Annotated in this window: 9 protein-coding genes; 3 read left to right on the top strand and 6 right to left on the bottom strand. The window is 70.0% G+C overall.

Going from position 1 to position 12,533, the window contains the following annotated elements; genetic code table 11:
- Positions 1–17: 17 nt before the first annotated feature.
- From trxB to murJ, 5 genes are all read right to left on the bottom strand, one after another.
- Entirely contained in the window at positions 18–968 is a 951-nt protein-coding gene (trxB, locus tag BMY89_RS18915; protein WP_092381341.1) for a thioredoxin-disulfide reductase, read from the bottom strand.
- 175 nt (positions 969–1,143) lie between these two features.
- On the bottom strand, positions 1,144–2,256 hold the full coding sequence (locus BMY89_RS18910; RefSeq protein ID WP_092381340.1) for a hypothetical protein: 1,113 nt from the start codon (positions 2,254–2,256) through the stop codon (positions 1,144–1,146).
- Complete coding sequence (gene sigM, locus BMY89_RS18905) at positions 2,253–3,011, bottom strand: RNA polymerase sigma factor SigM (protein WP_092381339.1); 759 nt, start codon at positions 3,009–3,011, stop codon at positions 2,253–2,255. Before sigM ends, BMY89_RS18910 begins: the two co-directional genes overlap by 4 nt.
- Before the next feature lie 34 nt (positions 3,012–3,045).
- Positions 3,046–4,638, bottom strand: a complete 1,593-nt coding sequence (locus BMY89_RS18900) for a protein kinase family protein (RefSeq protein WP_092381338.1) — start codon at positions 4,636–4,638, stop codon at positions 3,046–3,048.
- 443 nt (positions 4,639–5,081) lie between these two features.
- A complete protein-coding gene (murJ, locus tag BMY89_RS18895; RefSeq protein ID WP_092381337.1) occupies positions 5,082–6,833 on the bottom strand; it encodes a murein biosynthesis integral membrane protein MurJ in 1,752 nt (583 codons plus the stop codon).
- A 126-nt stretch (positions 6,834–6,959) separates the two neighbouring features.
- Here murJ and BMY89_RS18890 point away from each other — a divergent pair, with 126 nt between their 5' ends.
- From BMY89_RS18890 to BMY89_RS18880, 3 genes are all read left to right on the top strand, one after another.
- Positions 6,960–8,420, top strand: a complete 1,461-nt coding sequence (locus BMY89_RS18890) for a CCA tRNA nucleotidyltransferase (protein ID WP_092381336.1) — start codon at positions 6,960–6,962, stop codon at positions 8,418–8,420.
- 229 nt (positions 8,421–8,649) lie between these two features.
- The gene (locus BMY89_RS18885) at positions 8,650–10,686 is read left to right on the top strand and encodes a S8 family serine peptidase (RefSeq protein WP_092381335.1); all 2,037 of its coding nucleotides are present in this window, start codon (positions 8,650–8,652) and stop codon (positions 10,684–10,686) included.
- 139 nt (positions 10,687–10,825) lie between these two features.
- Positions 10,826–11,305: a methylated-DNA--[protein]-cysteine S-methyltransferase gene (locus BMY89_RS18880; protein ID WP_092381334.1), complete on the top strand. Its 480-nt coding sequence runs from the start codon at positions 10,826–10,828 to the stop codon at positions 11,303–11,305.
- 132 nt (positions 11,306–11,437) lie between these two features.
- Here BMY89_RS18880 and BMY89_RS18875 read toward each other — a convergent pair whose 3' ends face one another.
- Positions 11,438–12,517, bottom strand: a complete 1,080-nt coding sequence (locus BMY89_RS18875; protein ID WP_092381333.1) for an inositol-3-phosphate synthase — start codon at positions 12,515–12,517, stop codon at positions 11,438–11,440.
- Positions 12,518–12,533: the final 16 nt, after the last annotated feature.

Below are 12,533 nucleotides of genomic sequence, written 5' to 3'. Positions count from 1 at the left end.
TCCTCCGATGTGTCTGTTCAGCCCTTGGGCAGAGTTGCGATGAAGCGCTCCGCGTCCAGGGCGGCCGCGCAACCGGTGCCGGCCGCGGTGATGGCCTGTCGGTACGTGTGGTCGACCAGGTCTCCGGCGGCGAAGACGCCGGGGATGCTGGTCCGGGTGCTGGGCGCCTGGACCTTCACGTACCCCTCGTCGTCCATCTCCACCTGCCCACGGAACAGTTCGCTGCGTGGGTCGTGGCCGATCGCCACGAACACACCGGTGACGTCGAGCACCTTGGCCTCGCCGGTGTGGATGTTGCGTACCTGTACGCCGGACACCTTGCCGTCCGCGCCGAGCACCTCCTCGACCACGGTGTTCCACTCAACCTTGATCTTGTCGTTGCTCAGCGCCCGCTCGGCCATGATCTTGCTCGCCCGGAACGAGTCCCGGCGGTGGAGAATGGTCACCGAGTCGGCGAAGCGGGTCAGGAAGCTGGCCTCCTCCATCGCCGAGTCACCGCCACCGACGACCACGATGTGCTGGTTGCGGAAGAAGAAGCCGTCGCAGGTGGCACACGAGGAGACACCGTGGCCGAGATACTCCTGCTCGCCCGGTACACCGAGCGGACGCCAGGCGGAACCGGTGGCCAGGATCACGGCCCGAGCCCGGTAGGCGGTCTCGCCGACCCAGACGGTACTCACCGTGCCCGGGTGACCCGTGTCGGTCAACTCGACCCGGGTGACGTCGTCGGTCAGGAACTCGGCACCGAACCGCTCGGCCTGCTTGCGCATGTTGTCCATGAGTTCGGGGCCGAGGATGCCGTCCGCGAAACCGGGAAAGTTCTCCACCTCGGTGGTGGTCATCAGCGCGCCACCGGACTGCACGCCCTCGATGACCAGCGGCTTGAGGTTGGCACGCGCCGCGTAGACCGCCGCGGTGTAGCCGGCCGGCCCGGAGCCGATGATGACCAGGTTGCGGACCTCGTCCACTGCCGTCTCCCAATCGTGTTGACTGTCGCCACCGGCGCGGAGGCCGATGGCGATCCCGAGTGCCGACGCGGCGGCAACTGATGTGCAGAACGTCATCGTACGAAGCGGGGATTCCCGAGCCGGTCATCCGGTGGGTCACGTCACGTGAACGGCCAAACGTCCGGTGACCGCGAACTCACCCTACCTGCGTGCGGTAGCGGGCGTCCGAGCCGGACCCTGGCACACCACACTCCGGTCCGCTGACCCACGCCCACTGTGCGCCGGAGCCGTCGGTGAAGCGTACGACCAGCGCCGGAAGGCCCTCGAAGCGGGCGTAGTCGACGACGTCGACCACCAGCGGCGTCCCGCCGTGCTCGGCGCTGATCTCGGCGAGGCAGGCGTTCAACGCCGGCCCCTCGCCGAGCCGGGCGAGGTCACCCGGGCCGGGCAGACGCTCGTCACTCTGCCCGCCGATCGCCGGCTCGCTCTTGGTGGAGAACGGCCCGACAGCCGGCATCATCCCCGACAGGGTCTGCGGCGTGTAGTCGGTGCCGCTGCGCTGTGCCTCGCCGACGATCTGGAAGGGAGGTAGGGCGGCCGCGGCGGAGGCACGCTCGGGTGCCGCGTCGGCGGCGGAATCCGGCGGGGAGGCTTGCGGGACCACCGGACTGGCGCCCCGATCGCTGTAGGCGGTGCCGCTCGCCGCGTCGTCGCCGTGGTTCGCCCGGGACAGTTGGAGGGCGCCCAACCCGACCACTGTGGCGGCGGCGAGCGCGACCGGGCCGGCCACCCGGGCCCAGCGGCGCCGTCGTCGACCCGGCCGGGACGGAACGCTCCGCTCCTGCCCGGGACGCGGGGTGCCACCGGGCCGCCGGGAGCCGCCGAGCGGCTGGACCGGCACGACTGCTGCTTTCCCGCCCGTGGACTCCGGCTTGCCGGCAGGGTCGGGCTCGCCGGCCACGTCGGGTTTCCCGACGGCACCCGGCGGCGGGACCACCGGCCGCAACGGGGCCGCCACAGCCGATTCGTCGTCGGTTGCCGTGAGATCGACGTCCTCGGCGACGGCCAGGGCGGTACGAATCCGATCGGCGATCTCCGGCGGCAGCTCCGGCGCCGACTCGCCCCAGCCGGCCAACTCGGCACGGACGTCTTCGAGGGCCGGTGCGAGCAGGGCGTGGGCCTGTGCCCAGGCGGGGTCCTGCGCCACGAGCCGGGCGATCTCGACCTGCTCCAGGGTGCCGTCCAGCGCACCGCCGAGGTAGTCGGCGAGGAGGTCGTGATCGACCTCGCTGAACTCCCCGGTACTCACGCTTCCTCCTGCTGATCGGACGCCGGTCGGGATGGCCCCGACCTCGATCGGACGGCCGGTGGCGCTCCCGGGTTCCCCCGGGTGACCTCCGGCACGTTCGGCCCGCCGCCGGACACTGACCCACCGCCCGGTGCCGGCCCGCCGCCGGGCCGCAGATGCCCGAGGACGAGCGCCAGGCGGGCTCGGCCCCGGGCACACCGGCTCTTGACCGTTCCCTCGGCCACCCCGAGGATCCGTGCGACCTCGGCGACCGGGTAGCCCTGCACGTCAACCAGGACCAGTGCGGCCCGCTGCTCCAGCGGAAGGGTGGCCAGGGCGTCCCGGACCACCATCGCGGTGTCGTGGTCTCGTACCGGGGCGGCCGGCTCGATCCCGCCGGTGCCGGAACCGTCCTCGGGGCCACGGATCCCGTCGGGCAGCGGCACCGTGGGATGAGCCTGACGGCGACGGATCCGGTCCAGGCAGGCGTTCACCACGATCCGGTGCAGCCAGGTGGTGACGGCCGAGTCGCCCCGGAAGCGGCCAGCGGCACGGTGGGCGGAGAGCATCGCGTCCTGGAGGGCGTCCGCGGCCTCCTCACGGTCGCCGATCGTACGTAGGGCGACCGCCCAGAGCCGATCCCGGTGCCGGTGGAACAACTCGCCGAACGCGTCCCGGTCGCCGGCGGCGTGGGCGCGCAGCAGATCGAGGTCGCTGACCGGCTCGCCCGCCGACGTCTCGCCGGTGGCGTTCCGCCCGGCGTCGCGTACCTCCATCACCGGCCCCGGTGGGTGCCGCCGGGCTGGTGCCTCATGACCCCTTGACCGTCATCTCCTGCACCCCGACCTTGAAGCCGCCTCCGTTCGGAGGCAGCTCGGTGATCCAGAACAGCAGGTAGCGGTACTTCTTGTCGGCGTCGAAGCCGTCGAAGGTCATCGTGGTGCCGTCGTGGGCCTCGAAGGGCTGCCCGATCTGGTTCTTCTGGTACGAGGTGAGGATCTGATCGTCGCCGGCACCCGTCGAGGGGGCGTCGATCGTGCCGGTGAAGAGCTCCGCCGAGGCGCCGGTGTCGGAGAGGTTCACCTGGACCGACTTGACCGTGTGCTCACCACCGAGGTCGACCCAGACCCCCATGCCCCGCTTGAGGTTGCCGAAATTGCTGCGGTTGTAGGTCTCCGTCGACCAGCCCTCGTCCCGGTCACCGTCGAAGACCTTTTCGGCGTCGCGAACCTCGGTACGGTCGTTGCTGTCCGGGTCGATGATCCGGGCGCCGCTGATCTTCAGGTCCCGGATGGCCGGTGCTGCCGGCTCCTCGGTGACCGGGGCGCTGGAACTCGGCGCGGCAACCGGGTTGGTCTGCGGATCGTCGCCACCCAGGGTGCTGATGCCGATGAGGAGTCCCACCAGGGCCACCGTCAGCAGGCCAGCGATGCCCAGGGCAACCTTGCGCCCGCCCGCCGCGGCCAACGGCGACGGCTCGTCGCCGGTCTCGCCGGCGAAGCGCAGCGGACCGGTGTGGTCGAGATAGTCGTCGTCGGGCACGTCGAGCCGGGCCAACTCGGCCGCGAGGACATCCGACGACGGCGGAGCTATCTCGCCGTCGATCAGGTCCATCGTGAGGTCGTCCAGGTAGGCCGGCACCCCGGCCCGGACCTGGCGAGGCGCTGCCACCGCGCCGTTGGCGTCGCGTACCGCGTCGGGGATGGCTGCCCGGCCGTGCCCGGCGGTGGCGCCGCGCAGTGGCGCCTCGGCGTGCGGCCAGTAGCCGGTCATCGCGAAGTAGAGGACTCCACCGACCGCTCGGACGTCACTCTCCTGGGAGTCGGCACCGTCGGTACGCGCGTCCGCCAGTACCACCCGGCCGTCGTCACTGATCATCACCGTGCCCGGATGCACGTTGCCGTGCACCATGCCGGTGGCGTGTACGGCGGCCAGCGCGCTGGCGATCGCGCTGCCCACGGCGGTGGCCCGGGCCGCGTCGAACGGACCCGTGGCGACCAGTTCCCGCAGCGACTGCCCGTCGACCCACTCGCGCACCACGTACGCCCGGTCGGCCTCGTCGATGGCGTCGTAGACGCCGACCAGGTTGGGGTGGATGACCCGGCTGGCTGCGACGGCGGCCTGGAGCATCTCGGTGGCCGAATCGCCACCCGGGTAGCGCATCACGACCGCGACGGGCCGGCGAAGCACGACGTCGACCCCGCGCCAGACCAGGCGGCCCGCGCTGTCGTTGTTGATGTGCTCGACCAGTTCGTAACGTTCGGCGAGGATCTCACCGGCCGTCGGAGCACCGAAGGTCATGACCGGCGGAGTGGTCTCGTCCGCGTCCTGACCCTCGCCGACCTGGGTCACCCGTCCTCCCTCGGTGATCGTGTCGATCGATGGACCCGCGCTGCTGGGCATCTGCTTACCGCTCCGCCTTCGTCTGGTACTTGGCCGACCGGTCCCCACTGATGGCGCACCGGTGCCTGCCGTACCCGTCGAGAGCGACCTTACCCGTGTTGCCCGGGTCCTCGACATGTCATCTTCCCGCCGTGACCGACAGAGGACTTCGCAGTCGTGCGGTCTTGTCCGGTTGGCACCGTTGTCAGCCACGTTGCTGGCACATGTACCAGCCAATCTAGAGGCTGCCCGCACCCGGCCGTCGCCGGGGCGGAGCAGGTCGGGGCGGCGGGTCAGGCGTGCGGGGGATTCCCGTCGATCGGCCGAGCACACTCAGCCGTCCGGTTGGTTATCCACAGGACGACCCGCTAGGTGAGCGGCGGCGCGCGAGGTTATCCACAGGCACATCCCCAGCCTGGTGATCCGCGGTCACGCTGGGTGCAGCCCGCCGCCTGGTCGAGGATCTATCGGCCGAGGCGGCGGCGAACCATGCCGACCACCTCGGTGATCTCCGAGATCCGCAACACGATGGCCAGACCCAGATACGTACCACCGATCACGGCGCCGCCGACCAGCAACTGCACGATCGCCTCCACCTTGGTCGGCGTGTCGTCGCCGGGCAGCAGGAACACCACCAGCAGACCGGCCAGGGCGGCACCGAGCGCGGCGATCACCACCCGGCCGAGGGTACGCAGGATCGCGCCCAGCCCGATGCGGCCCACCCGGGGCCGCAGCAGCCAGGCAGAGGCGATGGCGGCGGCCAGATAGGAGACGGTGTTGCCGATCATCATGCCGGCACCGGCGAAGCTCGCCGAGAAGAGCGCGAACAGGGCGATCTGCACCCCGATCCGAAGCGCCACCACGGGGATGTTGATCAGTGCCGGGGTGCGGGTGTCCGGCAGCGCGTAGAAGGCGAAGGTGAACAGCTGGCTGATCGCGAAGGGCACCAGCGCGAGCGCGGCGGCGAGCAGCACCAGCGACGTCGCGGTCGCGTTGTCCTCGGTAAACGCGCCGAATCGGAACAGGGTGAACGCGATCGGGGTGGCGAGCACCGCGTAGCAGACCGCGATCGGGGCGAGTACGGCCGACACCATGCGGGTGCCCCGGGACAGGTCGGCGGCGAGGTCGGCGTACCGGCCGTCGGCGGCGGCGGCGCTCATCCGGGGCATCAGCGCCGTGATGATCGACACGGCGATGATGCCGTGCGCGGTCATCAACAGCAGGAAGACGTTGTTGTAGATCAGCGGGCCGGCGGCGTTCTCCTTGCCGGCGCGGTTCAGCAGGTTGAACAGCACGATGAGGCCGACCTGGCTGACCGCGACGTAGCAGATCATCCACGCCCCGAGCCGGCCCAGCTCGGCCAGGCCGAGCTGGCGGAAGTCGAAGCGGAGCTTCCACCGGAAGCCGACCTTACGCAGCGCCGGCAGCAGCCCGGCGACCTGGATGGCGACGCCGACCAGGGTGCCGCCGCCGATCAGCAGGACCCGACCGGTCGTCATGTCGTCGGGCCCGACGATCTCGGCGCCGAAGATCGCGATGTACAGGCCGGCGGTGCCGATCACCACCAGGTTGTTGAGGATCGGTGCCCACATCGGGGCGGCGAAGTGGCCACGGGTGTTGAGCACGGCGCTGATCAGTGCGCTCAGGCCGGAGAAGAAGATCATCGGCAGCATGAGCCGAGCCAGCGTGGTGACCAGTCCGGAGTAGCCTTCAGCGGACTCGTTGGCGCCGTACAGCCAGGTCAGGGGTACGGCGAGGGCGACCGCGAGCAGGGCGGCGGCGCCCAGCGCGAGCAGTGCCAGGGTCAGCAGCCGCTGGGTGTACGCCTGGCCGCCGTCGCTGTCCGCCTTGCGTCGGCGTACCAGCACCGGGATCAGCACGCTGGTGAGGATGCCGCCGAGCAGGAACTCGTAGACCATTCCCGGCAGGATCTGCGCGGTGGTGTAGGCGTCGCCCACCAGCGCGCCACCCAGGGCGGCGCCGATCACCAGGTTGCGCAGGAAACCCGTACCCCGGCTGACCAGGCTGCCGATCGCCATGACCGCGCTGTTGGCCGCGGCGCTGGTCTCCGCCACCTGCTCCTGGGGCGGCGCGACCGACTCGGCCGCCGGCTGGTTGAGCGGCTCGGCGGAGATGAACGTGGCACCGTCGTCGGGCCGGCCGCCGGGCACGCCGCCCTGCTGGGCGTTCGCGCTGCGGTAGAGCCCGCCGCTCATCTGTGCCTCCAAAGGGGTACGCCGGAGCCGGCATCGGCCCGCCCGTCACAGACCTTAGTCAACCCCGACCCGTTACCCGCGCCCGGCGGACGAGATGGCGATCAGGACCGATAGGCTGCTGATCCGATGTCCGAAGCCGCCGCATCCCACACCACCGACCGCCGCGAACTCACCGCCGCCCAGCGCAACGCCGTCGCCGAACTGCTCCGGGTCTCCCCGGTCGCCGACGAGCTGGGCCACCGGTTCGCCGCCGCCGGTCACGAACTGCACCTCGTGGGCGGTTCGGTACGCGACGCCCTGCTCGGCCGGCTCGGCGAGGACCTCGACTTCTGCACCGACGCGCACCCCGACCAGACGCTGGATATCGTGCGGGGCTGGGCCGAGGCGATCTGGGAGACCGGCCGCGAGTTCGGCACCATCGGCTGCCAGCGCGACGGCCTGCGGCTGGAGATCACCACGTTCCGGGCCGAGTCGTACGACCAGGTCAGCCGGAACCCGATCGTGGCCTACGGCACCAGCCTGGTCGAGGACCTGCGGCGGCGGGACTTCACCATCAACGCGATGGCGGTGAGCCTGCCCGAGCACCGGTTCGCCGACCCGTACGACGGCCTGGCCGACCTGGCGGCGAAGGTCGTGCGTACGCCGGGCACGCCCGCCGAGTCGTTCGGCGACGATCCGTTGCGGATGCTGCGGGCCGCCCGCTTCGCCGCCCAGCTGCGCTTCACGGTGCACCCGGACGTGCAGGCGGCGATGACCCGGATGGCCACCGACCTGGACCGGATCACCGCCGAGCGGATCCGCGACGAGTTCACCAAGCTGCTCTGCGGCGCCGACCCGATCACGGGGCTGCGGCTGCTGGTCGACAGCGGGCTGGCCGAGCGTTTCCTGCCCGAGCTGACCGGGCTCAAGCTCGAGATCGACGAGCACGCCCAGCACAAGGACGTCTACGAACACACCCTCACGGTGGTCCGGAACGCGATCTCGTACGAGGAGGACGGGCCGGACTTCGTCCTGCGGATGGCCGCGCTGATGCACGACGTGGGCAAGCCGGCGACGAAGTCGATCGGTCCGGACGGTCGGGTCAGTTTCCACCACCACGAGGTGGTCGGCGCCCGGTTGACCAAGGCGCGGATGAAGGCGCTGCGCTACCCCAAGGACGTCACCGCCAAGGTCACCATGCTGGTCGCGCTGCACCTGCGCTTCTACGGGTACGGCCGGGGTGAGTGGACCGACTCGGCGGTGCGCCGGTACGTGACCGACGCGGGTGACCTGTTGACCCGGCTGCACAAGCTGACCCGGTCGGACTGCACCACCCGCAACCGGCGCAAGGCCGCCCAGTTGGCAGCGGACTACGACGCGCTGGAGGAGCGGATCGCCCGGATCGCCGCCGACGAGGATCTGGCGCGGGTCCGGCCCGACCTCGACGGCAACGCGATCATGGAGCTGCTCGGCGTGCCGCCGGGGCCGATCGTGGGCCGGGCCTGGAAGTACCTCAAGGACCTGCGGTTGGAGCGTGGCCCGCTGGACCGCGACACCGCCGAGGCCGAGCTGCTGCGCTGGGCCCGCGACGAGGGCATCCGCGACTGAGCATCGACGCGGCGCGCTTTGCCGACGTCCATCGTGGCCCGTCCCCGTTGTGACGGCCACACGTCGAGACGCTCACGTATCGACCGAACGGTGGACGCGAGTTCTCTCGAATTCATTCATGATGTTGGAACGTCCATCAGCCCGCTGCTCAGCAGTTGGAGGCGGGACGATTCAATGTCCGTCCGACCGCCCACCGGGCATGGTCGACGACCGACGGGGGTCACACCTAGTGAAGAACCGTGGCGTACTGCGCCGCTCGGCGGTGGCGGGGCTCGCCCTCGCCACCGCCTCGTCCATCCTCACCGTCGTCTCCGGCGGTGCCGCGATGGCTGCTCCGCACGATCAGCCCCGACCCGAGGTGCTCGGCACCAAGGGCGTCGGCGTCGTGCCGGACCGCTACATCGTCGTGCTCAAGGACCGGAAGGCCGGTTCCAGTGCCGTCCGGGCCGCAGCATCCGCGCTCACCGGAGCGAACGGGGGCACCGTCCGGCGGGTGTTCGACAACGCCCTCAAGGGCTACTCGGCCACGATGAGCCAGCGGCAGGCCGAGAAGTTGGCGGCCAATCCCGCCGTGGCCTACGTCGAGCAGGTCCGCCGACTCTCGGCCAACGGCACGCAGAGCAGCCCGCCGTCCTGGGGCCTGGACCGCATCGATCAGCCCTCGCCGAAGTTGAACAACACCTACAAGTACCCGAACACCGGCAGTGGGGTCACCGCGTACATCCTGGACACCGGGATCAACGTCGACCACCAGGACTTCGGCGGCCGGGCGACTCACGGTTACGACGCCATCGACTCCGACCACGTCGCAGAAGACTGCCACGGCCACGGTACGCACGTTGCCGGGACCGTCGGCGGCGCGAGTTACGGCGTGGCCAAGGGTGTCAACCTCGTCGGTGTACGGGTGCTCGACTGCGACGGCTACGGCACCACCGAACAGGTCGTCGCCGGGGTCGACTGGGTGACCGCAAACGCCCAGCAGCCGGCCGTGGCCAACATGAGCCTCGGTGACATCGTTGCCGTCCCATCGCTCGACGAGGCGGTGAACCGGTCCATCGCGTCCGGCATCACCTATTCGATCGCGGCTGGAAACTCGTGGATGGACGCCTGCCAGGCGTCCCCGGCCCGGGTGCCGGACGCCATCACCGTGGGGGCGACGGACCGGATCAACATGCGCGCCTGGTTCTCGAACTACGGCAAGTGCCTCGACATCTTTGCTCCGGGCGTGAGCATCCCCTCGGCGCGCCACAACAACAACACCGGCAGCGTGGTCTTCAGCGGCACCTCGATGGCCGCCCCGCACGTGGCGGGCGCCGCGGCCCTGCTGCTGAACGACAACCCGACCTGGACGCCGAAGCAGGTCCGCGACCGGATCGTCACCACCGGCCTCGCCGGCGGGGTGTACGACACGAAGGGTTCGATCGACCGGCTGCTGACGGTCGGCGCGATCTCGCCGGCCCGCTTCTCGCACGGCTTCAAGGCCCGTTCCAACGGCAAGTTCGTCACCGCCGCCAGCAGCACCAAGCCGCTGGTGAACAACGGATCGAGCATGGGCACGGCGCAGCGGTTCGACATCGTCGACGCCGGCAGCGGCCTGGTCGCGCTGCGTTCCAGGGTCAACGGACTGTACGTGGTGGCACCGACCAACGGCACCAAGCCGCTGATCGCCAGCCACAAGACGATCGTCACGTCGGCGAAGTACACCATCGTGAACCACACCGACGGCTCGGTCAGCCTCAAGTCCCAGATCAACGGCAAGTACGTCACGGCGTCGACCTCCGGTAGCTCGTCTCTGATGGCGAGCAAGACCTCCATCGGCACCAACGAGAAGTTCACCATCGACGCGGCGCCGCCGATCGTCAGCCTCAAGTCGAAGGCCAGCGGCAAGTACGTGGTGGCCGCCAGCAGCACCAAGCCGCTAATCGCCAGCAGCACGACGGTCACCAAGGCGGCGAAGTTCGACGTCATCAACCAGGGCGACGGCTTCTTCAGCTTCCGGGCCCACTCCAACGGCCGGTACGTGACCGCGGCGAGCAGTGGCACCAAGCCGCTGGTCGCCAGCAGCACCTCGCGGGGCTTCTGGGAGACGTTCGACTTTCTCAACTACAACATCGACGGAACGATCTTCCTCAGGGCCAGCGACGACCAGGCGGTCTCCGCCGGGTCGGCCGGCACCAGCCAGCTGATCTCGAACAAGACCATCAAGTGGACGTCGCCCGGGCTGGGCCTGAGCAACGGCGAGAGATTCACCGTCTCCACCGCCTGATCCAGCACAGCACGACCGGCGCCCGCCGGAGCACCCAAACATGGGACGCTTCGGCGGGCGCCACCGTTCCTGCCCGGTCAGCTGCCCAGATCGGATGGCACCCTGAGCGCCGGTGCGACGAACGGGGGAGAATGACGACATGCGTTGGACAGTGCTCGACTCGCCGATCGGGGAGTTCTCCGTGGCCACCGACGGCGGCAGCGTCTGCGGCGCACACTTTGGCCCGGTCGCGGACGCCGCCACGGAACCGGTGGACGCGACGTCCCGGCAGGCGGTCGCGGAGCTACGGGCGTACTTCGCCGGAGAGCTGACCGATTTCGGGCTACCGGTGACGGTGCCGCGCGGGTCCGAGTTCGAGCGGGCGGTGTGGCGGGAGATGACCCTGATCCCGTACGGCGAGACGTTGACGTACGGCGAGGTGGCCCGGCGGGTGGGGGATCCCGGCGCGGCTCGGGCGGTCGGGGTGGCCTGCAACCGCAACCCGATCCCGGTCGTCGTGCCTTGTCACCGCATCATCGGGGCGGGCGGAAAGCTGGTCGGCTTCGGCGGTGGCCTGGACCGCAAGGTCAAGCTGCTGGAGCTGGAGGCCGGCGTCGCCCTGCAACGCGCCTGGTCCTGAACGTCAAGAGTCGATCGCGGTCGTGACGGGGCGGAGGCTGACGCCGCTCGCCATGGCGTGCTGCTGTTCGATCTTCCCGCGAGGGCCGGGTCCGTGTGGACCCGGCCCTCGACGACGCTGCTGGTCGGTGCGTCAGCGCTCGATCTCGCCGGCGATGAACTCCTCGACGGCGGCGTGCGCGTCGTGGTCGGCGTACTGCACCGGCGGGGACTTCATGAAGTACGACGAGGCCGACAGGATCGGGCCGCCGATCTTCCGGTCCAGGGCGATCTTCGCGGCCCGGACGGCGTCGATGATGACGCCGGCCGAGTTCGGCGAGTCCCACACCTCGAGCTTGAGCTCGGCGTTGAGCGGGGTGTCACCGAACGAGCGGCCCTCCAGGCGGATGTACGCCCACTTGCGGTCGTCCAGCCACGGCACGTGGTCGGACGGACCGATGTGCACGTCGCTCTTGCTCATCTCGTGCGGGATCTGCGAGGTGACCGACTGGGTCTTCGAGATCTTCTTCGAGACCAGGCGGTTGCGCTCCAGCATGTTCATGAAGTCCATGTTGCCGCCGAAGTTGAGCTGGTACGTGCGCAGCAGCTCGACTCCCCGGTCCTCGAAGAGCTTCGCCAGCGCCCGGTGCACGATGGTCGCGCCGACCTGGCTCTTGATGTCGTCACCGACGATCGGCAGGCCCGCGTCCTCGAACTTCTTGGCCCACTCGGGGTCGGAGGCGATGAAGACCGGCAGGGCGTTGACGAAGGCGCAGCCGGCGTCGATCGCGGCCTGGGCGTAGAACTTGTCGGCCTGCTCCGAACCCACCGGCAGGTAGGAGACGACGACGTCGACCTGCGCGTCGCGCAGCGCCTTGGCCACGTCGACCGGCTGGGCGTCGGACTCCTCGACGATCTCGCGGTAGTACTGGCCGAGGCCGTCGAAGGTCGGGCCGCGCTGCACGCTGACGCCGGTCGGCGGCACGTCGCAGAGCTTGATGGTGTTGTTCTCGCTGGCGACGATCGCCTCCGCGAGGTCCATGCCCACCTTCTTGGCGTCGACATCGAACGCCGCGACGAACTGCACGTCAGAGACGTGGTAGTCGCCGAAGGTGACGTGCATGAGACCCGGGACGCGGTCGTTCGGGTCGGCGTTCCGGTAGTACTCGACGCCCTGTACCAGGGACGAGGCGCAGTTACCCACACCGACGATGGCGACGCGGACGGAGCCCATCGCGTGTGCCTCCTTC

The sequence above is a fragment of the Micromonospora phaseoli genome, assembly GCF_900109115.1.
Classification (GTDB): Bacteria; Actinomycetota; Actinomycetes; order Mycobacteriales; family Micromonosporaceae; genus Micromonospora; species Micromonospora phaseoli.
Note: the sequence above shows the minus strand (reverse complement) of the source record. Positions and strands in the feature narration are given on the sequence as shown.